We start from the raw sequence: 26,038 nt of genomic DNA, 5'->3' as shown, positions 1-26,038 counted from the left end.
CTCGCGTCCGAGCCGTCGAGACTCGCGCCTGCGGCGCATGCGCTTCGACGGCTCGGACGCGAGACGGGCCGCGAACTCCTCGCTCGTAAGACTCGCTCCGTTGTGGTTGGGGATGGCGGGACGTTCGGCACCTGATACACGCGTCCCCGAAGGTCAAGTGCCCCGTCTGCGGGCGCATGCGCTACGACGGCTCGGACGCGAGACGGGCCGCGAACTCCTCGCTCGTAAGACTCGCTCCGTTGTGGTCGTGTCGGCGATGCGAGTTGGGGCCGAAAAGTGAACCTGCGGTGGGTGGATGGGGACATGTCCTATATCGGGTATGAGGAATTCGGTCGGCGCTTTCTGGAATACGCGGCCTCGGAGCAGCGCATCTCGGGTGCATTCGACCAGTTGACCGGTGCCGCCTTCGATTTCGGCCCGATCGGTGTCGGGCCGGCCAAGTTGGCGAAGGTCGCCGCGCAGGTGCAACTCGGGGAGCCGAAGCTGCAACGGTTCGTCGACGAGGTCATCGCCTTCGAACTGGTCATCCCGCTCGAGGTCGATCTGCTGCTCGATCTCGCCGTCGACCGGCATCGCTTCCACATCGACGGCAATATCCACCTGCACTTGACCGTGCGCACCGCCGAGCCGCTGCGCGTCATCATCGATATCGCCGAACCGCGTCCGAGCGATGTCCGCATCAATGTGGCCACCGCAACCAAACGCGGACAGCTGCTGCGCATCCTGGCCAGCGTCGATCACGAGATCCGGCGCTTCGTGGCGCGCTATCTCGCCACCGAAATCCGCAAACCGCATATCGCCGCGGTGCGCGATATCGATGTCGCCGCCCGGCTGGATGCGGCCTGGAAGCTGTGACCGTTGCGAGCTGACCGTTGCGAGCGACCTGCAAGCAGCCGCTACCGGCCTGCAAGCAGTCGCTACCGGCCTGCAAGCAGTCGCTACGGCTAAAGCTTGCGCAACCGCAGCCGGTTGATGCTGTGGTCGGCGTCCTTGCGCAGCACCAGCGTCGCGCGCGGCCGGGTGGGCAGAATGTTGTCCACCAGATTGGGCCGGTTGGTGGAGTTCCAGATCTCCTTCGCGGCGGCCGTCGCCTGGTCGTCGGTGAAGCCCGCGTAATGGTGGAAATGCGCGTTCGGATCGGCGAAGGCTGTCTCGCGCAGTGTGAGAAACCGTTGCACGTACCAGTTCTCGATGTCCTCGATGCGCGCGTCGACGTAGATCGAGAAGTCGAACAGATCCGAGACCATCAACCGCGGACCGGTCTGCAGCACATTGAGACCCTCCACGATGAGAATGTCGGGTTGAGTCACGCAGTGGAACTTGCCCGGCACGATGTCATAGGAGATATGTGAATACATCGGCGCACATACTTCGGCCGCACCGGATTTCACCTCGGTGACGAAGCGCAGAAGTTTGCGGCGGTCATAACTTTCCGGAAAACCCTTGCGGTGCATGATGCCGCGCCGGGTCAGTTCCGCGGTGGGATATAGGAATCCGTCGGTTGTGACCAAATCCACACGCGGATGGTGATCCCACCGCGCGAGCAGGGCCTGTAGTACGCGAGCGGTGGTTGATTTTCCGACCGCGACACTGCCCGCGACACCGATCACGAATGGCACCTGCTGATCGGGATGGGTCTCCCCGAGAAAGGTCGCAGTCGCGGCGAACAGCCGCTGACGTGCGGCGACCTGCAGGTGGATGAGGCGAGCGAGCGGGAGGTAGACCTCGGCGACCTCTTCCAGATCGATCTGTTCGCCGAGGCCGCGAAGACCGATCAGTTCTTCCTCGGTGAGCACCAAGGGAGTCGATTTACGCAGGGTCCGCCACTGTTTCCGGTCGAATTCCACATAGGGACTCGGCTCACTCATTCGTGCCACTTACCCGACACTCCGTTCAGACAAACACGCATACGTCGCGCGCCGACTGTATGAGATTCGGTCCAGCTCTCGCATAGCCGAATTCTGCTCTGCGTCAACATCGTGTGAAACGCGGGGTGCCGATACCGGTGGTATCCGGTCGATGACATGGCCCTCAGCGGCTAATGTCGGCGGTCATGGAAGCGCATCCCCTCGTGACCGAGTACCTGCGACTCGGCTTGGCATTCGACCGACTCGAGGAAGGTTTCGTCGACGCCTATACCGGTGATCCGAGGTTGCGTCGCGAGGTGGAGAACGCGCCCGCTCCCGAGCCGCGCGAGTTGGCGCGGCGGGCGGCGGCCTTGCGTGCGGAACTTCCCGCGGCCGGATTGCCGCGGCAGCGGACCGAATTCCTCGATGTGCACCTGCGCGCGCTGGAATGCTCCGGTCGCAAGTTCGCCGGGGACGATATCGGGTTCGTCGACGAGGTGCGCGCGTACTTCGATGTCGATATCGCACCCGGCGACGTCGAGGACTACCGCGACGCGCACCGCCAGATGGACGAGGTGCTGCCCGGTGACGGTCCGCTAGCCGAGCGGGTGACCGCATTCCGCAAGGCCGATGAGGTTCCGCCGGAGCGGTTGAGCGTGTGCGTCGAGGCGTTCTCGAGTGCATTGCGGGAACGGGTGCGCGAGCGTTATCCGCTGCCCGACCACGAGCACGTCACCTATGAGGTAGTGGGGGATAAGCCATGGTCCGGCTTCAATTACTACCTGGGCAACTACCACTCCCGGGTGGCGATCAATTCCGATCTCCAGCAACATATGGCGCATCTGCCCGGTCTCATCGCGCACGAGGCCTATCCGGGGCATCACACCGAGCATTGCCGCAAGGAGGCCGGTCTGGTCGCCAACGGCCAGGCCGAGCAGACGCTGTTCCTGGTCAATACCCCTCAGTGCCTGATGGCGGAGGGGCTGGCGGATCTGGCGCTGCGCTCGATCGTCGGACCTGGTTGGGGGAAGTGGGCGCAGGAAATCTACGCCGATCTGGGGTTGCGTTTCGAAGGTGAACGCGCCGAACAGCTTTCGAACGCCTCGGCGAAATTGCTCGGGGTCAGGCAGGACGCCGCACTGCTGCTGCACGACCGGCGCCGCGACGCCGACGAGGTCGCCGAATTCCTGCGGCGCTGGGGCCTGACCACACAGGAACGCGCCCGCCAATCGCTGCGCTTCCTGTCCTCGTCGCTCTGGCGCGCCTACATCAGCACCTACGTCGAGGGCTACCGCCTGCTCGGCAGCTGGCTGGACAGCGCTGTGGACGCCGATGACCGCGCCGACCGCTTCCGCCGCCTGCTCGACGAACCCCTCACCCCTGGCGCCCTTCGCGCCATGTGATTGCTGGTGACTGCGCGGCCGCCTGGTCCGTGATCCATCCGGTGAGCGCGAGACACGTCCTCAGGCGGCGGTGAAGGTGACGCGCACCGAGATGGGGTCGGATTCCAGTGCCTTGATCGTCCATGCCGTGGCCGATTCGGCGGCGTGGCTCTTGGCGAAGGTGCGGGCGCGGGCGGTCACATCGTCATCGGGGACGAAGGCCGCGGTCCCGGTGTACCAGCGCTTACCCTGGCGCAGCCGGACCTGCGGATTCGCGGCGATATTGCGGGCCCAGCCCGCGCGATGACCGTGCTGGGAGATCAGCCATGCGCCCTCGTCATCGATGGAGACGGTGACCGGCACGCGGCGCGGCTGACCGGATTTGGCACCGATGGTCTCCAGTTCGGCGAGCATCGTGGAGCGGATGCCGATCCGATCCAGCAGTCCGACAGCGGGATTGACGAGATAGTGCCCGATGAACCGTTCTCGACGGAACTTGCGCACGGCTGCTGCAGTGCTGCGTTCAGTCATAGCTGTGCTCCTTTCAGCGGAATATGACGCAGGTCGTGGTGCCGTGCGCGACCAACTTGCCCTGGTCGTCCACGACGCGACCCTCAGCGGTCGCGGTGGTGCGGCCGACGTGGATGGTGGTGCCGGTCGCGATCAGGGGACGGCCGTCGGTGGGTACCGCGCGGATGTAGTTGATCTTCAGTTCCAGCGTGGTGTAGCCGACGCCGGCATCGAGGGTGGTGTGCACCGCACAGCCCATCACCGAATCGAGCAGGGTGGCGCAGATGCCGCCGTGCGTGGTGCCGAGCGGGTTGGCGAAATCGGGTCGGGTCCGCAGCCCGAAGACCGCCTTGCCGAACTCGAGTTCCTGGACCTCCAGGCCGAGCAGGTCGCCGATGAACGGGGGCCGGGAGTCGGTCGTCATCGCGGTGCGCAGTAGTTCGAGTCCCGGCAGCTGCGACAGATCGGTCGGTGCGGTCATGACCGCACCTCGCTGGCGCTCGGCTCCGTCGCGACCGCACCGGCGGCTGTGTTGATTCTTCGCTCGCTCATGAACCCCGTCCTTTCGATGAACCGATCGGTCCATATCTGTCATAATTGCAGCATGGACCGATCGGTTCACGCAAGCATGGGCAAGGAGGATGGCGATGACCTTGGGACCGCGTGACCGGCTTATCGAGGGAGCCATCGAGCTGGTGCGCGAACAGGGCGTGCACGCTGCCGGGCTCGCCACTCTGCTCGAACGCAGCCGTGCCTCCCGCAACTCGCTCTACCAGCACTTTCCATCCGGCAAGAGCGAGCTGGTCGAGGTCGCGACCAGGACGGCGGGTGCGCGTCTCGCCGCGGTAACCGGCAAGATCACCGGATCCGGAACCGCTGAGCAATGGATCGCCGCGCTCGTCGGCTGGTGGCGACACACGCTCGAAAAGTCCGCGTTCACCACGGGCTGTCCGATCGTCGGCGCCGCACTCGCCGAAGCCGAACCGCGGGTGCAGGCCGCCGCGGGCACCGTTTTCTCCGACTGGACCGACCAACTCGCGAACGGCTTGCGCGACAAGGGTTTATCGGCCGAGCAGGCGCGGTCGCTGGCCGGATTCGTCATCAGTGCGCTGGAAGGGGCCATCATCCAATCGCGGGCGCTGAAATCCACCCGGCCGCTCGACGACGCGCAAGTGCACCTCACCGCCTTGTTGCGGTCCGCCGTACCCGGGGCTTGACGGGTCTCGGCCCCCGACCCACCGATAAGATGATTGGACCGCGACTGGCGCACTCGAGGTGGAAGCAACCACCGGGAAGCACCCTCGCCCCGCACCGCGCGCCTGGGTGCCGGGCTCATGGCCTCGGGGTGCGCACTCCGGGGCACCCGGACCACGGAGGTTGCGATGCATACCGAGACACAGAACCCCCTGATCGGCGCGGCGCGGACGGCCAATAGACTCGGCCAGGTGACGCAGACGACCGCCTCTGTCAATACCCAATCCCTCGGTGAGCTCGATCCGGAGCTCGCTGCCGCGATGGCAGGCGAACTCGCCCGCGAACGCGACACCCTCGAGATGATCGCCTCGGAGAACTTCGTGCCGCGCGCGGTGCTGCAGGCGCAGGGCAGCGTGCTCACCAATAAGTACGCCGAGGGCTACCCGGGCCGTCGCTACTACGGTGGCTGCGAGCACGTCGACGTCGTCGAGACCCTCGCCCGCGACCGTGCCAAGGAACTGTTCGGCGCCGAATTCGCCAATGTGCAGCCGCATTCCGGCGCACAGGCCAATGCGGCGGTGCTGATGGCACTGATGGAGCCGGGCGACCGGCTGCTCGGCCTGGACCTCGCGCACGGCGGTCACCTCACCCACGGCATGCGGCTGAACTTCTCCGGCAAGCTCTACGAGGTGCACTCCTACGGGGTCAGCAAGGAAGACCACCGCATCGATATGGAGGAGCTGCGCAAGACCGCGCTCAGCTCGCGCCCGAAGGTGATCGTCGCCGGCTGGTCGGCATACCCGCGGCATCAGGACTTCGCGGCGTTCCGGGAGATCGCCGATGAGGTCGGCGCGAAGCTGTGGGTCGATATGGCGCACTTCGCCGGTCTGGTCGCGGCCGGTCTGCATCCCTCGCCGGTGCCCTACGCCGATGTTGTGTCCTCCACCGTGCACAAGACCCTGGGCGGTCCGCGCTCCGGTCTGATCCTGGCCAAGCAGGAGTACGCCAAGAAGCTCAACAGCTCGGTGTTCCCCGGTCAGCAGGGTGGCCCACTCATGCATGTGATCGCCGCCAAGGCCGTCGCGTTCAAGATCGCGGCGAGTGCCGAATTCAAGGAGCGCCAGGAGCGCACCCTCTCCGGCGCGAGGATTCTGGCCGAGCGGCTCGGCGGCGCGGATGTCAAGGACAAGGGCATCAGCGTCCTCACCGGCGGCACCGATGTGCACCTGGTGCTCGTCGACCTGCGCAATTCCGAGATCGACGGTCAGCAGGGTGAGGATCTGCTGCACGAAATCGGAATCACGGTGAACCGCAACGCCGTTCCGTTCGACCCGCGCCCGCCGATGGTCACCTCCGGTCTGCGCATCGGCACCGCCGCCCTGGCCACCCGCGGCTTCGGCGATGCCGAATTCACCGAGGTCGCCGACATCATCGCCACCGCACTGGCTGGGGGCTCCGATGTCGACACCTTGCGTGCCCGCGTTACCAAACTGGCCCGGGACCTGCCGCTCTACAACGGCCTCGAGGACTGGCACCTGCTCGGCTGAGTCTGTCTTATTCGCCTGGGAATCCGGCTGCGTACCAACGGTATTCGTTTGTGTGCGGGGGTTCCCAGGCGAATTCTTTCGGGGGCACAACCGAAAGCGCTTCTCCTCGGCCGAACGCTATCCTGGTCCTGCTCCGCGGCGGCACCCCTCGGGTGAGATCAGTCCGGCGTCACCCGCTTCGACGGCATCGGATGCGCGATGGTTCAGGAGGGGGTAGCGGATTGCCGGGTTCGAGGATGTGGACGGTGGTGTTCGGGACCAGGCCTGCGGTTTGCTATGCGCGGCCGTTGGCCTCCGCGCACGTATCCGCTCGTGCTGTCGCAGGCTGCTCTAGTCCGTGACTGCACGCGTTCGGCCCTGCCTCGGCCTGTGAGTACTACTGGTCGACGCGGGCTTTGGCTCGGACGATCGAGTCATCGAGGTAGCGGGTGATGTCGGTGCTGGTGGCGGGGCGGATCATGAGGGCGCGGTTGGCGGGGACTTCGCAGTAGCGGCCGGCATTGGTGTCGATCCAGCGGAGTTTTCCGGTGCGAAGGGGCTCGGCATTGCGGGGGCCGACCAGGACGGTGACGGTGCCGCTGGTCGCGCACGGTTGGCGCCAGAAGCGGCGGTAGCGGTCCTGGACGGCGCGGGAAGGTGAGTTGCCGAAGGGGTCGGGGCGGTCGTCGTTGAGATCGTCGAGGAGATAACTCTTTTCGGCTGCGGTGCCGGGTGGTGGGTCGGGGAGCAGGCGGATCAGTTCGGCGGCTAGTTGGTCGACGCGGACGCGCCGCAGCCGAACCTTGCCGCCATCCGGTGCGGGCGCCTGCTGTGCGATGACGCCCGGTCCGGTGCGGGTGGCGCAGCCGATGGCGCGCAGTTCGATCGCGCCGCGGGAGTTATCGACGCCGAACAGTTCGATGCGCCACTCGGGTTTGGCGAGCACACCGATGGCGCGCTGCAGCGAAGCATTGTCGTCATGGGCCAGTTCCGCACGGAATTGGCGCTGGTAGGCGCGATATTCGTGGAGTCCGGGAAAGCGGCTGGTGAAGCGAAACGGAAAGGGCATGCGATCCAGGCCGGTGCCGAACCAGGCCGCCGCGAATTGCTCGGCGGACAAGGTCCACTGCGTCATCATTGCGCTCCGAGTACGGGCGGCACGGTCTTCTCCACTTCGCCGATCAACTCCTCGCCGTGCTCCTCGGTGCGCAGGTACTTAGCCGACTTGTGTTCACCGTCCTCACCCCGTCCGGGCCGCGCGCCCGGCGGAAGCATCCCGGAGTATCCGGCGGTACCCGTCGCGCCCACCCGACTCGGCGTATTGGTGGTGGGCTGAGTCGCCGTCGCTCCCGGTGTAGTACCGGGCACCGACTTGCCAGGACTCGGAGTCTCACCGGTGCCGGGTACACCACCGGGATTGGGTGCACCGCCGAGACTAGGCGCACTACCGGGACTAAGCGCACCACCGGGACTCGGGGAAGTACCCGTCGAGGTCGAGGTACCCGGTGTGATCCCAGCGGAGGTGACGGTGCTCGGTGAAATCTGTGTACCGGCCGCCGAGGGGATCGTCGAGGTCGGGGATGTATGCATAGCGGAGGCGGGCATTGTCGACGAGTCACCGTTCTGAGCTGACGAAATAGTTTGTGGGGCAGCAGCTTCAGCCTGACCCGGCCGCTCCGTCTTGACTGTGTCTCCGCTCCCGTTCGGATCCCCGGCCTTACTGGTGTCCGCTGGCTTACCCGTGTTCCCGGCCCCGCTGGTCTCTTCCGCCTTGCCGGTATTTTCGGCCCCGTTGGTCCCGTCTGCCTTGCCGGTATTTTCGGCCCCGTTGGTGTCCTCCGCCTTGGCTGTATCTCCAGCGATCCCGTCTGCCTTGCCGGAATTCCCACCCTTGCCGGTGCCTTCCGCTGGGCTCGTATCCGCAGCCCACCCGGAATCCCCGCCCGGCAAAGCCCCCAGCACCCCTGACACCCCAGAAATCGGATCAACCGGCGCCGGCAACGTAGGAAGCAACGGCGCCGTACATCCATAAGGCCGGATATAAAAGGTACTCATATCATCTCGAGCCTGCTCCTCCTGCGAATTCCGCAGCTCCGGCCCAGAGCTGTCCACCACCGACGGCACCGCCACCTTGAACCGCCCCGCCGCACTCGCCGCCGCCGACAGCGGCGTCGACTGCTGATCCAGCGACTCGCCCAGCTCACCGACCCGCGCGGCATACTCCCGAATGCCGCGCACCGCCCGGTCGGCTGCCGCACCCTCCCAATGTTGGTCCACCGCTTGCTGAATCGCGGTTTCGAACTGCTGTCCAGCCTTGGTCACCGCTGCCGCGATGGCCGCCCAGGCATCGAACGCACCGTCGAGTCCGCCCGGATTCATCTTGTCGGCCGCCTGTTTGATCTCCGCGTGCGAGAAATTCTGCGCGTTCTCGGGATTGGTGATCGCGCGGCCGTCCATCTGTGCTGTCATGGCCGAGCCAGCCCCTTCCGTCAGTGCCGTCTGACCTTATAGACGCACTCGGCCCCGCCCCGGTTCCATCGAAACACAGCCGATCTCGCCACGCCAGACCATCCGGTCGGCCGCTCAGTGCGCATCCGCGGCGCTGACCAGCGCCGGATAGTCCTTCAGGTCCACGGTCTTGGCATTCTCGGACATCTTTTCCATCATGGCCATCCCCTTCGAACCGAGGAACCAGTTGCGGAACCTGATGCCGCGCGCGGTCTTCGGGCACAGGAACCGACCGGCGTCCGCCGAGTCCGCGAGTTTGGTGTACTTGCGCATGATCTCGTTGTAGCGGCCGTAGGCCACCGTGTGATCGCCCTCGGCGATGGCGAGTTCACCCGCGAGCACGTACGCGCCGACCACTGCCGCGCCGGTGCCGAAGCCCGCCAGCGTATTTCCGTATCCGGCATCGCCGACCAGTGCGATCCGCCCGCAGGCGTAGCTCTTCATCGGCCGCACCATGGCGATCGCATCGAGGTAGAAATCGTCGAATTCCTCCATTTCCGACAGCATCCGCGGCACCTGCCAGCCCATACCGGCGAAGGTGTCCCGCACGATCCGGCGCTGAGCCGCGACATCGTCACGGGCGTAGTCGAGTTCGGGAGCGACGAACATGTACAGCTGCTGTGCCTTCGGCCCGCCGGTGATGACCAGCCGACCCGGAGCGTTGTGGCCGAATGCGGTCGCGCGCTCGGGTTCGCCTTCGGGCCTGGTGGCCCACGGGCTCGCACCCGCGACGCAGTAGTAGTGCCCCTTGTGCTGGACGAAGTCCTTCTCCGGCCCGAATGCCAAACGCCGCACCCGCGAATGGATTCCGTCCGCCCCGAGCACCAGATCGAAGCTGCGCGGCGCGCCCTTCTCGAATTCGACCCACACGCCCGAATCGGTCTCGGTCAGCGCGCTGATCGAATCCCCGAAGACGTATTCGCAGCTCTGATAGGTCTTTTCGTACATGATTCGAGCCAGATCGCCGCGCAGGATCTCCACATCGCCGCCGGTGAAATCACCGGACATGAAGGCCAGCTGCTCGCCGTTGTCGTCGACGAACACGGTGTCGGTGGTGCCGGTCCGGTGTGCGTAGACCTCCTCGAGGATGCCCATCCGTTGCAGCAGATCCCGGTGCGTTTCGCCCTTGAAGTCGACGGCCTGGCCGCCGGGTCGCAGCTGCGGTGCGCGCTCGACCACCGTGACGGCGAATCCGTAGCGGGACAGCCAGTAGGCGAGTGCGGGGCCGGCGATGCTCGCGCCGGAGATGAGAACGGTCTTGTTGCGCATGATGTCTCCTGAGGTCGATATCTGCGTCCGATGGAATCTGTATCCACTGGACACGAATTAGAGTATTGTGGACACAGTTACTTGTCAACACGCAATGCGTAAGGATGTGGAAATGCCTGCACCGACCACCGTCGAATTGCTCTGGGGGACCCAGCAGCGGCCCAAGCGCGGACCCAAGCCCGCGCTGTCACTGGAGGGGATCGTCGCGGAGGCCATCGCTCTCGCCGATGCCGAAGGACTGGCGAACCTGTCTATGCAGCGTCTGGCCGAACGTCTCGGCTTCACCAAGATGTCGCTGTACCGGTATGTACCCGGCAAGGAACAGCTCACCGCGCTGATGGTGGATGCCGCGATGGGGGATCCGCCGGATGTCGTTGCGGCGCAACAGAATTCTAGCGAGGAGCGGTGGCGGGCCGGACTGCGCCGCTGGGCCGAGACGATCTTCGAGCGCTACAGTGCACACCCCTGGTCGATCACTCTGACCATCGGTGTGCGCGCGATCGGCCCCAATGAAATGGGCTGGGTGAACGCCGCGCTGACCGCACTCGACGGCACCGGGTTGACCGGGCCGGAGCGGCTGGACACCATCGTGCTGCTCAATGGGCACGTCCGCGGCCTCGTGCAGCAGGTGACGACCGCGGATCGGCAGGAGACCGCGCAGCAGATCGCGGGCCAGTTCGCCGAGATAATGGTCGCCGCCGGTGACCGTTTTCCCCTGGTCGCGGCCGCTTTCGCCGAGGAGGCCGCTGCCACTGGCGCATCACCCACGACCGGCGGCCCGGGCGATGCGTTGAGCTTCGGCATCGACCGAATTCTCGATGGTCTGGGTGTCCTCATCGCGGAGCGTGGCCGACCGTAGCGGCACAATCGGGCGCAGCCGGACGAAGTCCGTCATTAGTCTGTTGCGCTTGGGCGAGCGAATGCGAGGCCACCGCTTACGCTCAGGGCATGACCGACGAACTGGAACTGAAACAGGACGCGATCACCACGGTGCGGGAGTTCTTCGCCGCACTCGAGATCGGTGCCGTGGACGAGGCGCTGGACCTCCTGCACCCCGATGTCGTCTGGAAGAACACCTCACTGCCGACGGTCGGCGGTGGCCTCACGCGCAAGATACTGCGCGGACTGAACCGCGACACCATCGGCTTCGCCGCTGAAATGCATCACATCGCCGCCGACGGCGACTTCGTGCTGACCGACCGCACGGACATCCTGCGCGTGGGCCCGCTTCGGATCGCGTTCTGGGTCTGCGGCACCTTCGAACTGCGCGATGGCCGAATCATCCTGTGGGATGACCACTTCAGCTGGGAGAACTTCCTGCGCGGCACCGCCGTCGGACTTGTCCGCGCCGCGTTGCCCCGCAGCTGATCCAGCACACTCGAGGCAGCTTCCGACGGTGGTCGAATGGTGGCTCCGGGCCGCCGCGTCAGCCGCCATTCGACTGCCGTCGGCGCTTTCGCCGAGGACCGGGTGTGCGGAGTCAGGTGTGTTTGGTGAGGTAGTCGAGGTAGTAGGGGCGCAGGATCTCGGCGATCTTGCCGTCGCCCGCGTGGATGTAGTCGTCGATCATCGGCAGCACGTACTTGATGTCGGCCTCGCTCTCGCCGAGATCACCCGCGGCGGCTTCGGCGGCCGGAATCGACTTCAGTAGCCGCCACAGATATTTGATGTCGCCGCGCCGCGCCGCGAGCCGGACCGCACGGTCGTGCAGCTCCTTGGACGACAGCTTCTCCAACTCCTCGTTACCGGCCATACCTGTGACTCTATCTCGCACACGAAGCAGGGGTTAACGACAAATTCACGGACATGCCTACCAGTGCCCGAGCGGAGACCGGGCAGTCGGCGGTAGCGTCGTTGGTGCGGGCCGCGTCGTTGTGGCTCGTTCGGGAGGTCCTGAACCGTGACTGAGCTACTCAGTACGAGGGGGCCGGCACCCGGCCCTCGTGGCATCTGACGCAAGTCGGATCCCATCAGGACGGACCGGTCCAGCGAGATCGTTCGTGCGGGTGCCGCGCGAACATAAAGGAGCCCACCGTGACTGCTGCACGCTCCGTTCCCGCTCCCTCGGCGCACTCCAGCTCCGCGAAAGGCGAAGCCGCCGCGAAGGGGGCCCGCCCCTCGCATTCCCAGAATTCCGGTGTGAAATCCTTCGTTATCGACACCTCGGTTCTACTGTCGGACCCCTGGGCTTTCACCAGGTTCGGCGAAAACGATGTCGTATTACCGCTGGTCGTGATCAGCGAACTCGAAGGTAAGCGCCACCATCACGAACTGGGCTGGTTCGCGCGGGAAGCCCTGCGCAACCTCGACGATCTGCGCCTGCAGCACGGCAGGCTGGATCAGCAGGTGCCGATCGGCACCGAGGGCGCAACGCTGCAGGTGGAACTCAACCACACCGACCCCGCGGTACTTCCGGTCGGATTCCGCACCGACACCAATGACTCCCGCATCCTGGCCTGTGCGCTCAACCTGGCGGCCGAGGGCCGTCAAGTGGTGCTGGTGTCCAAGGACATTCCCTTGCGTGTCAAGGCGAGTGCGGTGGGTTTGCACGCCGACGAATACCACGCCCAGGACGTGGTGACCTCCGGCTGGTCCGGAATGGTGGAGGTGGATGTCTCCAAATCGCAGGTCGATCAGCTCTACGCCGAGACTGTGATCGATCTGGACGAGGCGCGGGAACTGCCGTGCCACACCGGAATCCGGTTGCTCGGCGCAAGCTCCAGCGCCCTGGGCCGGGTCACGCCGGACAAGCGGGTGCAGTTGGTGCGTGAACGTGAGGCCTTCGGACTGCACGGCCGCTCGGCCGAACAGCGCATCGCGCTGGATCTGCTGTTGGACGAGAGCGTCGGCATCGTCTCGCTCGGCGGGCGGGCCGGTACCGGCAAGTCGGCGCTGGCCTTGACGGCCGGTTTGGAGGCGGTACTCGAGCGTCGCACACAACGCAAGGTGGTGGTGTTCCGTCCGCTGTACGCGGTCGGTGGGCAGGATCTCGGCTATCTGCCCGGATCGGAGAGCGAGAAGATGGGCCCGTGGGCGCAGGCCGTCTTCGACACGCTCGACGGGTTGGCCAGTCGTGAGGTGATGGAGGAGGTGCTCAGCCGCGACATGTTGGAAGTCTTGCCGCTCACCCACATTCGCGGTCGCTCGCTACACGATTCGTTCGTGATCGTGGACGAGGCGCAGTCGCTCGAGCGCAATGTCCTGCTGACGGTGCTCAGCCGACTGGGCACTGGATCGCGCGTCGTGCTCACCCATGATGTGGCTCAGCGCGACAATCTGCGGGTCGGTCGGCACGACGGTGTCGCCGCGGTGATCGAAAAGCTCAAGGGGCACCCGCTTTTCGCGCACATCACGCTGACCCGTAGCGAACGGTCGCCGATCGCGGCGCTGGTGACCGAGATGTTGGAGGAGTACGGCCCGAGTGCATAGCGGGTAACAGCAACTATCCAGGGTGTGTTTCTCCTCACAATTGGACGGGTAATATCCGCGTGATACCTGTTCAGCGGCGGCCCGGCGAGTCTTGGAAGGATTCGCCGGGCCGTTGCCGGACATCGGCCTAGGCTACGCGCGATGTCACCGCCTCCGCGGTGGCATCGATAGAGCCACCTTTCGAGAGGATGGAAATGCACCACTTCGCTCGACGAACGGCTGGATTCACCGCGGTCTCCGCGGCTGCGGCACTGCTGCTGGCCACCGGCTGCAGCAAAGACGACAACAAGGACAACAACTCCGCCGCGGCCATGACGACCACCTCGGCGGCCGCGCACGGCGAGGGGCATATGTCCGGTGCGGCGGAAGAGACAAAGATCGCCACCCAGGGCGGCGATATCACCGTCTCCGGCATCATCTTCGACAAGTATGTGCAGTCCGGCGGTCCGACCGGCCCGCTCGGCGCGCCGCTGAAGGCACAGGAGGATGCTCCAAACGACGGCAAGTGGCAGGACTTCACCGGCGGCGCGATCGTCTGGAGCAACGACAACGGCGCACACATCGTATGGGGCGAGATCCGCAAGGCGTGGGAGGACAACGGCGGACCCGGCGGCAATATCGGCTACCCGGCGAGTGACGAGAAGGACATCCCCGGCGGCAAGGAGAGCGATTTCGTCGGCGGCACCATCACCTGGGTGGACGGCAATACGACCGTCACACCGAAGTCCTGATCCGCGCCGGCGTCCGGGCGCTCACGTGCCATTATTGGTCAGTGCTCGCGGTTCGCTCGAAAGAGCTGGTGCTTGTACGCTCGGACGCCGGTACCGATTCCCTATTCGTAGATCCCCGCATCGCGGGGCCCAGCCGCTAGGTTGTGCTAGTGCAAACTCTCTTGACCGATCGCGAACTGCTCGCGTCCCTCGCCGATGAGGTGGAGCTGAATCTGCGCCGCCACATCTCCGCCGCCGACGGCTGGCAGCCGCACGACTATGTGCCGTGGGACGACGGCCGAAACTTCGGCTTCCTCGGCGGAATCGATTGGGAGCCGGAGCAATCCGAGTTGAGCGAGACCGCCAAGCTGGCGCTGACGGTCAGCGTGCTCATCGCCGACAACCTGCCCTCCTACCACCGTGAGGTCGGTAAGTACCTGCGCACCGGGTCGTGGTGGCGCTGGGTCGGCCGGTGGACGGCCGAGGAGAACCGGCACGAGATCATGATCCGCAACTACCTCATGGTCACCCGGTCGGTCGACCCGGTGCAGTTGGAGCGGTTGCGGATGGACCACATGACCAAGGGCTTCCGGCGTCCCGCGCTGCACCTGCTCGATGTGCTCGCCACCTGTGCATTCGAAGAGGCGGCCGCCGCCATCCGGCATCGCAACACCGCGGCGCTCGGGGCGAACAAGATGGTCACCGCCATCGCCGAGCGCATCGCGGCCGACGACGAGCTGCAGTCGATCTTCTTCGCCAACTTGGTCAGCGCGGCGTTCGGCGTCGCACCGGATCAGACCATGCGCGCCATTGCCGACAGCGTGACGCGTTTCCAGGTGCCGTCGGTGACGCTGTCCGATGGGCGCAGCAGCGACGATGTGCTCGCCGAAGCGGGCATCTACGACCGTGCCAGGGAGGGTGAATTGGTTTTCGGCCCGCTGCTGGAGCGGTGGCAGTTCTTCACCCGCACCGATATCGGTGAAGACGGTGAGAAGGCGCGCGCGGAACTCGCGCATCTGCGGGCCGGATCGCTGGCCTGATTCTCGCGGTCACGTCCAGAAAATGAGTCGGTCGGCGCACAGTTTTGTGCGTCGGCCGGTTTCTTTGCGCACCGCGTCGCTTTTCTCGCGGCTCTCGGCATCGTTCCGTGACGACCAGCGCGGGCAGCCGCGGTACCTGCGCGTATGCGCGTCACGTTGGATCGGGCGTGAAGTGTCCAACGTGACGCTCGACCGCGTTTTCTGATTCCGACTACTTTGCGTCTTCGACCCTGGCCATCGACAGCACATCCAAGCGGCGATCGAGTTCTTCGAGGGTCAGCTTCTCGTCGAGCAAACCGCGATCGATCACGGCCTGACGGATGGTCTTCTTCTCCTTCAGCGCCTCTTTCGCGACCGCGGCCGCCTCTTCGTATCCGATGGCCGAATTCAGCGGCGTCACGATCGACGGCGACGATTCGGCGAGGGTGCGCAGATGATCCTCGTTGGCGATCAGACCGCGAACGCACTTGTCGGCGAACAGCCGAGACACATTGGCCAGCAGCCGAATCGATTCGAGCAGATTGCGCGCCATCACCGGGATGTAGACGTTCAACTCGAACGCGCCGCTCGCACCGGAGAACGCGACCGCCGCGTCATTGCCGATCACCTGCGCGGCGACCTGCGTAACCGCCTCGGGCAGTACCGGATTCACCTTCCCGGGCATGATCGAACTGCCGGGCTGCAGATCGGGCAGCCGGAGTTCGCCGAGACCGGTCAGCGGCCCCGAACCCATCCAGCGAATGTCGTTGGCGATCTTGGTGAGGCTGACCGCGATGGTGCGCAGTGCGCCGGACGCTTCCACCAGACCGTCGCGGGCGGCCTGCGCCTCGAAGTGATCCTGTGCCTCGGACAGGGCGTCGATATCGGTCGACAGCACCAGTTCGGCAACGACTTTCGCGCCGAAACCCGCGGGCGCGTTGAGGCCCGTGCCGACCGCGGTGCCGCCGATGGGCAGCTCACCGAGCCGGGGCAGCGCCGCCATCATGCGCTCGATACCCGCCGCGACCTGGCGGGTGTAGCCGCCGAACTCCTGGCCGAGGGTCACCGGCACAGCGTCCATGAGATGGGTGCGCCCGGACTTCACCACGGTGCGCCATTCGGTCGACTTGTCCTGCAGCGCCAGCCGCAGGTGGTCCAGCGCCGGGATCAGATCCTTGATCGCGGCCTCGGTGGCGGCGAGATGGGTCGCGGTGGGGAAGGTGTCGTTCGATGACTGCGACATGTTGACGTCGTCGTTCGGATGCACGGTCACGCCGTTGGCCTTCGTGATCGAGGCGATCACCTCGTTGGCGTTCATATTCGAGCTGGTGCCCGAGCCGGTCTGGAAGACGTCGATCGGGAACTGGTCGTCGTGCAGGCCGTCGGCGATCTCATTCGCGGCGGCGATAATGGCATCCGCCTTGGCCGGATCGAGCAGCCCGAGATCCTTGTTCACCTTGGCGCACGCGGCCTTGAGCAGCCCGAGCGCCCGGATCTGCGCCCGCTCCAACCCGCGCCCGCTGATCGGAAAGTTCTCCACGGCCCGCTGGGTCTGCGCCCGCCACAACGCGTGCACGGGAACCCGAACCTCCCCCATGGTGTCGTGTTCGATGCGGTACTGCGTCTCCTCGCTCGTCATATTCCCGACCCTATGCCGCGGACGCACGCCATGGGGCTGCCACGCCTGAGGCGATTCGCACACCAGTCACCGGAATACCGCAATCCCCGCACCCCGGGCGAACCTACATATTTCACGGCCGTTCGTAGAATCCATCGATCCGGCCACGGGCGACTGCCTTTGCGGCGGAGAAGACGTCGCGTGGTTTCGCTTTCGCTGCGGGCTTGCCGCCAACGGTGGTGATCAGCTCGGTCAGGGCGAAGAGTTGGAATGCGTAGCGGTGTGGTCCGTGGCCTTTGATCGGGGCCGGACCTTGGTAGCCGCGGCCGAAGCCGGAGCGCAGGATACTGACGCCCGGTGCGGGATCATCGGCGCGCAGCGCGTCCCGGGGCAGTTCAACGAGCGTCGGTTCCAACAGGGCTACGCAATGCACGAATGGCAATCCTGTTGGTGCGTCCGGATCTTCGATGACCAGCAGCAGTTGGGCCGCACCGTCGGGTGCGGTCCACGCCAGCGCGGGGGATACGTCTCGGCCGCCGATCCGCTTGGACGCGTGCACCTCGGGCAGTGGCGACTCATGGGTGAAATCCGGGCTGTTGACCTCGAAGGTCGCCCCCGCCGCGAGGTTCGGCAGATGCCAGGCGAGGCCATGGTCTCCGGCGCGCCGATTCTTCAACAGTTTCCCGAGGATCGCCATCGGAACTCCTTGGTCTGTAGGGGATTCCGGAGCTTACCGATGTCATCGCGGATCGCGCACAGCGCGGAAAATGTGTCGAGCCCGATCCGAATCGGACCGGGCTCGACACATTCGAGAAGATCAGGGCATCGGCGGCACCGCATCTTCGTCGCCGACGAAATCGACCGAGGAGTATTCGCGGAGCTTGGTGAGCCGGTGGTAGGCGTCGATCATGCGGACGGTGCCGGACTTGGAGCGCATGACAATGGACTCGGTGGAGGCGCCGCCGGGGAAGTAGCGGACGCCGCGTAGTAGGTCGCCGTCGGTGACGCCGGTGGCGCAGAAGAAGACATTGTCGCCCGCGACCAGGTCATTGGTGGTGAGGATGCGGCCGAGGTCGTGGCCGGCGTCGATCGCCTTCTGCCGCTCCTCGTCGTCCTTCGGGGCGAGCATGCCCTGGAGCTCGCCACCCATACAGCGCATGGCCGCGGCGGCGATGATGCCCTCGGGGGTGCCGCCGATGCCGACCAGGATGTCGGTGCCGGAGTCGGGGCGAGCGCAGGCGATGGCACCGGCGACGTCACCGTCGGAGATCAAGCGGATGCGGGCGCCCGCGTCGCGGACCTCCTGGATCAGTTCCGCATGGCGCGGGCGGTCCAGGATGCAGACGGTGAGATCGGACTTCGACAGGCTCTTGGCCTTGGCCACCCGGCTGATGTTCTCGCCGATCGGGGCGGAGATATCGATCACGCCCGCCGCATCGGGACCGACCGCGATCTTGTGCATATAGAAAACCGCGGACGGGTCGAACATCGCGCCGCGCTCGGCGACCGCGAGCACCGCGATGGCGCCCGGCGAACCCTTCGACATCAGGGTGGTGCCGTCGATCGGGTCGACTGCGAAGTCGACTTCGGGACCGGTGCCGTCGCCGACCAGCTCACCGTTGTAGAGCATGGGCGCTTCATCCTTCTCGCCCTCACCGATGACCACGATGCCGCGCATGGAAACGGAGCTGACCAGCTGCCGCATGGCGTCGACGGCCGCACCGTCGCCGCCTTCCTTATCACCACGGCCGACCCAGCGGCCCGCGGCCATCGCACCGGCCTCGGTGACCCGGACCAGTTCGAGCGCGAGGTTGCGGTCCGGTGCCTCGCGGCGGCTGGGTGCGGGCGAAGATGCCGTCATTACGGTGTGCCTCCTACGGTCGTTGCTACCGCTGATTCTCTCAGAAGCGTGACCGTTCCCGATCAGGTACTACCCGTAGCGATTGCTTGCAGGTCGCTCGAAAAGGTCGGCTCCAGATCTCCGACCACCTCTACGGGAGCGGACCCGAACGGATGTGGATACTGGGAGCGTGTCGTACCAAAAACCGCGAATCCTGCACGACTACCGGGATCTGTTCTGGTCACTGATCCCGTTGGTGCTGATCGCCGTGGTCTTCGCCGGGCTCGCCAGCCAGTGCAGCTTCGCGGCGAAGGGGCCGACGCAGGGCCATATTCCGAACTTCGACGTGACGGCCGCGCTGGCTAACGATGCGAAGACGATGTCCTTCCCGATCCGCAATCCGAGCCTGCCCGAACACTGGACCCCGAACTCCGGCAGCCGCGACACGATCACCAGCACCGGCGGCGGGCCGGTCAGCACTGTTGGTTTCATCACACCGCAGGGCACCTACCTGCGGATGAGCCAGAGCAGCGCGACCGAGGAGGCGCTATCGCGCTTCGTACTCGGCTCCCGCTACGGCACCGGTACCGAGCAGGTCGGCGACCAGAAATGGGTCGTCTACGCCGAGCAGGGTTCCGAGACGGCGTGGATCGCCGACTTCGGCCAGTCCCGAGTGCTGATCACCGGCGCGGCCAATCACGCCGGGTTCACCACGCTGGCGGCCGCCATCGGCGCCGCCCAGCCGCTGGCGCGGTAGTCGGAGCGGCGCTAGGCACCGAGCTGTGTGATGCGAGAGTTCGCGCATGGGGATTGCGGTCATGAGTCCCACCGTGAGCGAATTTGTGCCACGAGAGGAAGTGGCTGCCTGTGCTGCCTGCTCAGCGGTGGCTGACTACGTTGACGATGGTGCCGCTGGGGTCGCGGACGAAAAAGCGGCGCACACCCCACTGTTCGTCGCGGAGGGGATAGACGATTTCGGCGCGCGCGGCGACCACGTCCGCGTATACAGCGTCGACATCCTCGACCTCGACGCTCATATCCGGTTGCGGCTGCTCGGCTTCCGGGCCGACCAGCAGGACCTGCGCGGTCGGGTTGGTCGGGGATGCCATCGTCACCACCCAGCCGAGGTCCATGGCCTCTTCGAAGCCGAGCCGCCGGTAGAACTCGCGGCTGGCCGCCATGTCCTCGGTGCGGATATCTGGGGTCGCGCGGCGGATGGTCATTCGTCGCCTTCGAGGTCGGTGCGCGAGAGCGCGTTCTCGACCCGCTGCCGCGCACCTGCCAAATGTTGCTCGCAGCGGGTGGCCAGCGCTTCGCCGCGCTCCCACAGTGCGAGGGATTCGTCCAGGTCGAGGCCGCCCTGTTCGAGCATTTTGACGACGTTGACCAGTTCGTCGCGGGCACGCTCGTAGCCGAAGGTGGAGATCTCGGCCAGTTCGTCGTCCTTGCCGGGATCGGCCAAGGTCAGTTCCTCCCTGTATCGGTCTTGCCCAATGCTCGGGTACCGAGCGCGGCGGCGGTAATGGCACCGTCGGCGACCCGGATCCGCAGCTGACTACCTGCGGGTGCGTCCTCGATCGAGCGGACCACATGCCGCTCCTTACCGCTGACGCGCTGCACGACAGCGTAGCCACGGGCCAGCGTCGCGGCCGGGCCCACCGCGGTGAGTTTCTCGCGCAGGTGCCGGGTTGCGGTGGTTTCGGTGCTGATCAGATGTTCGGCGGTGCGGCGGGCGGCGGTGCGCAGGCGTTCGATCTCGTCGTAGCGGCGGTCGAGTTCGCGCAGCGGATCGGCCAGTACCGGCCGGGAACGCAGCTGGGCCAATGCCCTGGTCTCGCGGTCTACCCAGCCGCGCAGTGCGGCGGCGGCGCGGTCGCGCATATCGCGGACTCCGGCCAGCTCGGCGGCCGCGTCGGGGACGATGCGTTTGGCGGCGTCGGTGGGCGTGGCAGCGCGCAGGTCGGCGACCAGATCGCACAGCGGGTTATCGGGTTCGTGCCCGATCGCGCTGACGATCGGTGTGGTCGCCGCGACGATCGCGCGGCACAGCGTCTCATCGGAGAACGGCAGCAGATCCTCAACGCTGCCACCACCGCGTGCCAGCACGATGACCTCGACGGCCGGATCGCGATCGAGTCCGGCCAGCGCCTGCACCATCTGCGGCACCGCGGTCGCCCCCTGCACCGCCGTATTTCGGATCTCGAAACGGACTGCGGGCCAACGGTTTCGGGCAACGGTCAGTACATCGCGCTCGGCGGCGCTGGCTCGACCGGTGATCAGGCCGATTGTCTTGGGCAGGAACGGGATCGGCCGCTTCAGCCGGGGATCGAAGAGTCCCTCCGCGGCGAGCAATGCCTTCAACCGTTCGATGCGGGCCAGTAGTTCCCCGATACCGACCGGGCGAATCTCCATGGCGCGCAACGAAATCGTGCCGCGACCGGTGAAGAACGCCAGCTTGCCGTAGGCCACAACCCGACTGCCCTCTTGCAGCGGGACCTCGGAGCGGCGGATGAGATCCGGATGACAGGTCACCGACAGCGACATATCGGCGGCGGTATCACGCAACACCAGGAATGCGGTGCTGGTGCCGGGACGCAGATTGATCTGGGTGATCTGGCCCTCCACCCAGATGCTGCCCAGCCGATCGATCCACTGTGCGACCTTGATGGCGACCGAACGCACCGGCCACGGGTGTTCGGCGGAGTTGGCGGGAGCCGCTCGGTCGGGTTGGCCGGCGGATTCCCGGCCAACCGTCGACGAAGACGCGGCTGGTTCGGGCGCACCCGCCTCCCGGCCACCGACCCCCGTCGAATCGCTCCGCGATGCTGGACTCATTGAGCCCGCACGGTGGCGATCCGGTTCGTCAGCATGGTCACGAACGGCGCCCTGGCACGCGTCTGCTGTTCGTACTCGAGCAGCGCGTTCAGATCCTCGACGGTCAGCATGCGCAGGCGTGCGCGCAGCTGGGCCAGGGTCATATTGGCGTAGTCGTAGCGGGTGGCCACCTCGGGCTCGACGATCTCGGGCTCGGGCTCGGGTGCCTCGGAAACCTCGGGCTCCGGCTGGGGTTCGGGCGCCTCGGAAACCTCGGTTTCCGGCACGGCGATGGTCTGTACCGGAGCGGCATGACCATTGGTCTCACCGACGCGGGCGGCATCGGCGGCGAAGTCGGTCGGTTCGTCCTCGGCGTAAAGGTCGAAACGGCTGGTGCGGGCGGGAGCGGTGAACTCCGGCTCGCTGTCCTCGTCGAAGGTGGCCCAGTCGGGCTGCTCGACCGGGGTGTTCGTGAGACGGTCGAATACGCCGTCGCCCTTGAGGGCGAGGCTGGTCACGAACTGCTGGACGTGCATGGTGGTCTGCAGCATCTGGCTGATCGCGGTGATCGGGAAATTCATTGCGGCAGTTGGTAGCCGACGGGTTTCTTCGATGGCGTATGCGGCGGCGCCGGCGGCGACCCGGGCCAGGAACGGTGGTCGAAACATGCTCCTAGCCTGCCCGATACGGGATGTTCTGCAAAGCACTAGTGTCACAGACACATTGTTCTGCACCATTAGGCCGCAATTTCGCGCGGTATGAGTGTGTCGAGAACGACCTGACCGGGCGGCCCGCCATCCATCGGCCGCACGTAAGCTGAGGGGCATGTCTTCGGCCATCCCTTTGAACGTCGGAATCGCCCGCTCGGCCGGTTCCGGATCCGTCGATGCCGATGGTGGTAAGCGCGTGCTGCTAGCCGAACCACGCGGCTACTGCGCGGGTGTTGACCGTGCGGTCGAGACGGTGGAGAAGGCGCTCGAGAAGCACGGCGCGCCGATCTACGTGCGCAAGGAGATCGTGCACAACCGCCACGTGGTGGATACGCTGCGTGAGCAGGGTGTGATCTTCGTCGATGAGACCGACCAGGTGCCCGAGGGTGCGCTGGTCGTGTTCTCCGCGCACGGTGTCTCACCCGCGGTGCACGAGTCGGCGGCGTCGCGCAATCTGCGCACGATCGATGCGACCTGCCCGCTGGTGACCAAGGTGCATCAGGAGGCCAAGCGCTTCGCCCGCGACGACTACGACATTCTGCTGATCGGTCACGAGGGGCACGAGGAGGTCGAGGGCACCGCCGGGGAGGCCCCCGAGCACGTGCAGCTCGTCGACGGTCCGGATGCGGTCGACCGGGTCACCGTGCGCGACGAGTCCAAGGTGATCTGGCTCTCCCAGACCACGCTCAGCGTCGACGAGACCATGGAGACGGTGCAGCGGCTGCGGCAGCGTTTCCCGACACTGCAGGATCCGCCGAGCGATGACATCTGCTACGCCACCTCGAACCGCCAGGTGGCGGTGAAGGCGATGGCACCCGAGTGCGATCTGGTGATCGTGGTCGGCTCGCGTAACTCGTCCAACTCGGTGCGGCTGGTCGAGGTTGCACTCGGTGCGGGCGCCAAGGCTGCCTACCTGGTCGACTTCGCCCGCGAGGTGGACCTGGCGTGGCTGGACGGGGTGCGCACGATCGGCGTCACCTCCGGTGCTTCGGTGCCCGACATCCTGGTGCGCGGTGTGCTGGATCTGCTCGCCGAGCATGGATTCGAGGATGTGCAGCCGGTCACGACGGCCAATGAGACGCTTGTCTTCGCACTGCCCAGGGAATTGCGCACTTCGCGTCGTTGAACTGTCCCAGCGATTCCACATAGTGCTGGCATTCGGGCTGGCCCCGAGAGCTGCGTGCCCTTGTATCACCGGGGCGCTGCAACGATTGTCAACCCTGCACGCAACGTTCGTATCCAGTGCTGCACTGGGGCCGTGCGATTTGTCCCGCTGAGCTGTGCCAATGGCTTTCACACAGCACTGGCATCCGCATTGTCCGGGGCTGTGCGCTTCGAACTATCGGCCTGTGCCAGCGGGATTCGGGCTGTCGTGAGCCATCGTTTCGGGCCGAGATCCGACGCCTCATGGAGGCAGCTGCGGATGAGAAACCCTCCGGTTAGAGGCTTTCCGGCCGCCGTCGCTCGGTCCGGCTCGAATCGCGTTCGCGATAGCGCACATTGGGCTGGGGATGGGGCGGCGGCACCTCGCCGCGCCGTCTTGTCGGCGCGGCGCGGCTCGCATCGGCCTCGGCCCGAGGGGCTGCCGCTGCTCGTGCGGCTCGTGTCGTGTCGCCTTCGCCCCGAGCGGTTGCCGCCGGTCGTGCGTCTCGGGGCGATTCGACCGCGCCCCGGCTCGCCGCGGCGCGGGTGCTCGAACGGCGCTCGCGGCTCGGGCGCTCGTCACCCCGGGCGCTCTTTGCGGCGCTGCCGACGCGCGGTGGGGTGTCTGCTACTTCCGAACTCCCGCGCCGGCTCGGGCGCGGCAGATGCAGATCGGTATCGAGGTCGGAGGTGTCGACCTGGGAACGGCGGGTGCGGCGGCGCGCGGCATTGGCGAGCGAACCGCCGTCGGCGCGCTCCGACCTGGGGCGTTTGGCAGCATTGCTGCGGCCCCAGCTGGTGCCGCGACGGGATTCGTCGGCGCGTCCCGTGGCTTCCTCGCGCCTGTGTAGCAGGATCCGCCCACCGGCGATGGCCAGCACCAGCACAGTGGCCAGCGCCATGATCGGGAAGCGATTGACCAGCGGGATCGCCAGATTCAGCAGGATGTCCTTGAGGCCGGTCGAGGCATGACCGATCAGCTGCTGATAAGCCAGCGGCACCGCGACGAACAGCAACAGCGGTGGCAGCACCATCGTCGTGAAGAGTCCGCGATAGCGAACGGCGAGCACAGCCGCGACGCAGCCCAGGACGTACAACGTGTTGAACGTCCCGGTCAGCTCGTTATTCTCGCCGTGGGCATCGATCAGGAACCCCAAAAACGCGCACGCCACCGCGATCAGAACCGCCGCCCCGGCCGGAATACCCGGCACCGAGGGCAGGATCGAACGATGCGGCGCGGGCACCCGGGTTCGGACACGTTGGGAAGCAGCCACACCATGACACTAACCGCCGCCGCGCTCGGTGGCGTTACGGCACGGCCGTCGCAGGGCTAATCGTCGGCGTCGGCGAAGCCGACCGCCCGCGGCAATGAATCCACCCGATGGATTGCGGGCACCTCCTGTTCGGCTATTTCAAGATCGTGCAGTTTGCGCGCGGTGACCATCACCCGCGACTCCACCGAGGCGACGGTGTAGTTGAAAGCGTCTACGGCCTTACCGAGTTGCGCGCCGAGGCGGTCCAGATGTCGTCCGGTCATGCCGAGCCGGTTGTAGAGCTCGCGACCCAATTGCTGAACAGTTGCCATATCGCGGGACAGCGCCTCCTGCCGCCATCCGAAGGCGACCGTACGCAGCAACGCGATCAAAGTCGTCGGAGTAGCGAGGATCACGTTGCGGCCGAACGCGTACTCGAGCAAGCCGGAATCGGTGGTCAGTGCGGCATCGAGGAACGGATCGCCCGGTACGAACAGCACCACGAACTCCGGCGCGGGATCGAAGGCCAGCCAATAGGCCTTATCCGCCAGCTGATCGATATGGGCACGCAGATGTTTGGCATGGCGGCCGAGTAGTTCGGCGCGCTCGTCCGGGTCGTCGGTCATGGTGGCGTCGAGATAGGCGGTGAACGGTACCTTGGCGTCCACCACGATCTGCCTGCCGCCCGCGAGATTGACCACGAGGTCCGGCCGCACCATGCCGGTGCGTTCGGTCGCGCCGTCGCTGCGCGCGGCCCGGCTCACCTGGGTGTCGAAATCGCAGTGCCTGGTCATGCCCGCCAGCTCCACCACCCGCTCCAACTGAATCTCACCCCAGCGCCCACGCACCTGCGGCGCGCGCAGCGCGGCCACCAGCTGACCGGTCTGGCTTGTGAGTTGATGTGACGTGCGCTGCATCCCCGCGACCTGTTCACGCAGACTCGAATAGGCATTGATTCGATGATGTTCGACCTGCTGAATGTGCTGGTTCAGCGCGCCGACGGCCTCGCGCAGCGGATCTACCATCGCGCCGATGGCATGCGAATGTCGGCGTGCCGCATCCTCATTCGCCGCGGTGAGCGATTGCCGCAGTAGCCGCTCGTTATCGGTGGTGGCGGCCAGTCTCGCCTCCGCGGCCGTCGCGCGCTGCCCGGCGCGCGCGGCATGTCCGAGCCAGCCCAGCCCTACCCCCGCGGCGAACACCAGCATCAGTGCGACGAGCATCGGTGCGGTCATAGTGCCGATAGTGCCGCATGACTCCGACAAG

General features: G+C 66.0%; 27 protein-coding genes. 11 read left to right on the top strand and 16 right to left on the bottom strand.

What is annotated here, in order from left to right:
* Nucleotides 1–303 precede the first annotated feature (303 nt).
* Nucleotides 304–855: a hypothetical protein gene (locus AB0J47_RS38045; RefSeq protein ID WP_364358061.1), complete on the top strand. Its 552-nt coding sequence runs from the start codon at nt 304–306 to the stop codon at nt 853–855.
* Nucleotides 856–944: 89 nt separating this feature from the next.
* Here AB0J47_RS38045 and coaA read toward each other — a convergent pair whose 3' ends face one another.
* Nucleotides 945–1,877 carry a type I pantothenate kinase gene (gene coaA / locus AB0J47_RS38040; RefSeq protein WP_364358058.1) on the bottom strand — a complete coding sequence of 311 codons (933 nt, stop codon included), beginning with the start codon at nt 1,875–1,877 and terminating at the stop codon, nt 945–947.
* 176 nt (nt 1,878–2,053) lie between these two features.
* On the opposite strand from coaA, the gene AB0J47_RS38035 reads away from it, so the two are divergent.
* Complete coding sequence (locus tag AB0J47_RS38035) at nt 2,054–3,250, top strand: DUF885 domain-containing protein (protein WP_364358055.1); 1,197 nt, start codon at nt 2,054–2,056, stop codon at nt 3,248–3,250.
* Between the two features lie 60 nt (nt 3,251–3,310).
* Here the strand turns inward: AB0J47_RS38035 and AB0J47_RS38030 are convergent, their stop codons facing one another.
* Nucleotides 3,311–3,760: a nitroreductase family deazaflavin-dependent oxidoreductase gene (locus tag AB0J47_RS38030; protein WP_364358052.1), complete on the bottom strand. Its 450-nt coding sequence runs from the start codon at nt 3,758–3,760 to the stop codon at nt 3,311–3,313.
* Nucleotides 3,761–3,773: 13 nt separating this feature from the next.
* The gene (locus tag AB0J47_RS38025; RefSeq protein ID WP_364358049.1) at nt 3,774–4,220 is read right to left on the bottom strand and encodes a PaaI family thioesterase; all 447 of its coding nucleotides are present in this window, start codon (nt 4,218–4,220) and stop codon (nt 3,774–3,776) included.
* Nucleotides 4,221–4,386: 166 nt separating this feature from the next.
* Between AB0J47_RS38025 and AB0J47_RS38020 the strand changes: the two genes are divergently transcribed.
* Entirely contained in the window at nt 4,387–4,956 is a 570-nt protein-coding gene (locus AB0J47_RS38020) for a TetR/AcrR family transcriptional regulator (RefSeq protein ID WP_364358046.1), read from the top strand.
* A 228-nt stretch (nt 4,957–5,184) separates the two neighbouring features.
* Nucleotides 5,185–6,480, top strand: coding sequence for a serine hydroxymethyltransferase (gene glyA, locus AB0J47_RS38015; protein WP_364358073.1), 1,296 nt, complete (start codon nt 5,185–5,187; stop codon nt 6,478–6,480).
* Nucleotides 6,481–6,856: 376 nt separating this feature from the next.
* Here the strand turns inward: glyA and AB0J47_RS38010 are convergent, their stop codons facing one another.
* The 3 genes from AB0J47_RS38010 to AB0J47_RS38000 all read right to left on the bottom strand — a co-directional run bounded on the left by AB0J47_RS38010 (nt 6,857) and on the right by AB0J47_RS38000 (nt 10,236).
* Nucleotides 6,857–7,594, bottom strand: coding sequence for an ESX secretion-associated protein EspG (locus AB0J47_RS38010; RefSeq protein WP_364358043.1), 738 nt, complete (start codon nt 7,592–7,594; stop codon nt 6,857–6,859).
* A complete protein-coding gene (locus tag AB0J47_RS38005; RefSeq protein WP_364358040.1) occupies nt 7,594–8,928 on the bottom strand; it encodes a hypothetical protein in 1,335 nt (444 codons plus the stop codon). Before AB0J47_RS38005 ends, AB0J47_RS38010 begins: the two co-directional genes overlap by 1 nt.
* Nucleotides 8,929–9,042: 114 nt before the next feature.
* A complete protein-coding gene (locus AB0J47_RS38000) occupies nt 9,043–10,236 on the bottom strand; it encodes an FAD-dependent monooxygenase (protein ID WP_364358037.1) in 1,194 nt (397 codons plus the stop codon).
* 112 nt (nt 10,237–10,348) lie between these two features.
* On the opposite strand from AB0J47_RS38000, the gene AB0J47_RS37995 reads away from it, so the two are divergent.
* Both AB0J47_RS37995 and AB0J47_RS37990 read left to right on the top strand, forming a co-directional pair.
* On the top strand, nt 10,349–11,095 hold the full coding sequence (locus AB0J47_RS37995) for a TetR/AcrR family transcriptional regulator (protein WP_364358034.1): 747 nt from the start codon (nt 10,349–10,351) through the stop codon (nt 11,093–11,095).
* Between the two features lie 89 nt (nt 11,096–11,184).
* Nucleotides 11,185–11,604: a limonene-1,2-epoxide hydrolase family protein gene (locus AB0J47_RS37990; RefSeq protein WP_364358031.1), complete on the top strand. Its 420-nt coding sequence runs from the start codon at nt 11,185–11,187 to the stop codon at nt 11,602–11,604.
* A 112-nt stretch (nt 11,605–11,716) separates the two neighbouring features.
* On the opposite strand, the gene AB0J47_RS37985 is transcribed toward AB0J47_RS37990, so the two are convergent.
* The gene (locus AB0J47_RS37985; protein WP_364358028.1) at nt 11,717–11,989 is read right to left on the bottom strand and encodes a hypothetical protein; all 273 of its coding nucleotides are present in this window, start codon (nt 11,987–11,989) and stop codon (nt 11,717–11,719) included.
* 281 nt (nt 11,990–12,270) lie between these two features.
* Between AB0J47_RS37985 and AB0J47_RS37980 the strand changes: the two genes are divergently transcribed.
* The 3 genes from AB0J47_RS37980 to AB0J47_RS37970 all read left to right on the top strand — a co-directional run bounded on the left by AB0J47_RS37980 (nt 12,271) and on the right by AB0J47_RS37970 (nt 15,415).
* Nucleotides 12,271–13,665 (top strand): PhoH family protein, encoded by a 1,395-nt coding sequence (locus AB0J47_RS37980; RefSeq protein ID WP_364358025.1) that lies wholly within the window; start codon nt 12,271–12,273, stop codon nt 13,663–13,665.
* 194 nt (nt 13,666–13,859) lie between these two features.
* Entirely contained in the window at nt 13,860–14,396 is a 537-nt protein-coding gene (locus tag AB0J47_RS37975) for an esterase (RefSeq protein WP_364358022.1), read from the top strand.
* A 149-nt stretch (nt 14,397–14,545) separates the two neighbouring features.
* Nucleotides 14,546–15,415 (top strand): acyl-ACP desaturase, encoded by an 870-nt coding sequence (locus tag AB0J47_RS37970; RefSeq protein ID WP_364358019.1) that lies wholly within the window; start codon nt 14,546–14,548, stop codon nt 15,413–15,415.
* A gap of 211 nt (nt 15,416–15,626) precedes the next feature.
* Here the strand turns inward: AB0J47_RS37970 and AB0J47_RS37965 are convergent, their stop codons facing one another.
* From AB0J47_RS37965 to glpX, 3 genes are all read right to left on the bottom strand, one after another.
* Entirely contained in the window at nt 15,627–17,033 is a 1,407-nt protein-coding gene (locus AB0J47_RS37965; protein ID WP_364358016.1) for a class II fumarate hydratase, read from the bottom strand.
* 112 nt (nt 17,034–17,145) lie between these two features.
* Entirely contained in the window at nt 17,146–17,709 is a 564-nt protein-coding gene (locus AB0J47_RS37960; protein WP_364358013.1) for a YbhB/YbcL family Raf kinase inhibitor-like protein, read from the bottom strand.
* A gap of 120 nt (nt 17,710–17,829) precedes the next feature.
* Nucleotides 17,830–18,873 (bottom strand): class II fructose-bisphosphatase, encoded by a 1,044-nt coding sequence (gene glpX / locus AB0J47_RS37955; protein ID WP_364358010.1) that lies wholly within the window; start codon nt 18,871–18,873, stop codon nt 17,830–17,832.
* 169 nt (nt 18,874–19,042) lie between these two features.
* Here glpX and AB0J47_RS37950 point away from each other — a divergent pair, with 169 nt between their 5' ends.
* The gene (locus AB0J47_RS37950) at nt 19,043–19,609 is read left to right on the top strand and encodes a DUF4245 domain-containing protein (protein WP_364358007.1); all 567 of its coding nucleotides are present in this window, start codon (nt 19,043–19,045) and stop codon (nt 19,607–19,609) included.
* A 121-nt stretch (nt 19,610–19,730) separates the two neighbouring features.
* On the opposite strand, the gene AB0J47_RS37945 is transcribed toward AB0J47_RS37950, so the two are convergent.
* The 4 genes from AB0J47_RS37945 to AB0J47_RS37930 are packed head-to-tail and all read right to left on the bottom strand — an operon-like array spanning nt 19,731 to nt 22,334.
* Nucleotides 19,731–20,075 carry a VOC family protein gene (locus tag AB0J47_RS37945; protein ID WP_364358004.1) on the bottom strand — a complete coding sequence of 115 codons (345 nt, stop codon included), beginning with the start codon at nt 20,073–20,075 and terminating at the stop codon, nt 19,731–19,733.
* Complete coding sequence (locus tag AB0J47_RS37940; RefSeq protein WP_364358001.1) at nt 20,072–20,314, bottom strand: exodeoxyribonuclease VII small subunit; 243 nt, start codon at nt 20,312–20,314, stop codon at nt 20,072–20,074. The genes AB0J47_RS37945 and AB0J47_RS37940 overlap by 4 nt, the downstream gene beginning before the upstream one ends.
* A 2-nt stretch (nt 20,315–20,316) precedes the next feature.
* The gene (xseA, locus tag AB0J47_RS37935; RefSeq protein WP_364357998.1) at nt 20,317–21,687 is read right to left on the bottom strand and encodes an exodeoxyribonuclease VII large subunit; all 1,371 of its coding nucleotides are present in this window, start codon (nt 21,685–21,687) and stop codon (nt 20,317–20,319) included.
* Nucleotides 21,684–22,334, bottom strand: a complete 651-nt coding sequence (locus tag AB0J47_RS37930; RefSeq protein WP_364357994.1) for a lipid droplet-associated protein — start codon at nt 22,332–22,334, stop codon at nt 21,684–21,686. Before AB0J47_RS37930 ends, xseA begins: the two co-directional genes overlap by 4 nt.
* A gap of 157 nt (nt 22,335–22,491) precedes the next feature.
* Here AB0J47_RS37930 and AB0J47_RS37925 point away from each other — a divergent pair, with 157 nt between their 5' ends.
* Entirely contained in the window at nt 22,492–23,502 is a 1,011-nt protein-coding gene (locus tag AB0J47_RS37925; RefSeq protein WP_364357991.1) for a 4-hydroxy-3-methylbut-2-enyl diphosphate reductase, read from the top strand.
* 313 nt (nt 23,503–23,815) lie between these two features.
* Here the strand turns inward: AB0J47_RS37925 and AB0J47_RS37920 are convergent, their stop codons facing one another.
* Both AB0J47_RS37920 and AB0J47_RS37915 read right to left on the bottom strand, forming a co-directional pair.
* A complete protein-coding gene (locus AB0J47_RS37920) occupies nt 23,816–24,793 on the bottom strand; it encodes a DUF6542 domain-containing protein (RefSeq protein ID WP_364357988.1) in 978 nt (325 codons plus the stop codon).
* Nucleotides 24,794–24,849: 56 nt separating this feature from the next.
* Nucleotides 24,850–26,007, bottom strand: coding sequence for a DNA recombination protein RmuC (locus AB0J47_RS37915; protein WP_364357985.1), 1,158 nt, complete (start codon nt 26,005–26,007; stop codon nt 24,850–24,852).
* Nucleotides 26,008–26,038 lie beyond the last annotated feature (31 nt).

Source organism: Nocardia sp. NPDC049737, assembly GCF_040674755.1.
In the GTDB taxonomy this organism is placed as follows: Bacteria; Actinomycetota; Actinomycetes; order Mycobacteriales; family Mycobacteriaceae; genus Nocardia.
Note: the sequence above shows the minus strand (reverse complement) of the source record. Positions and strands in the feature narration are given on the sequence as shown.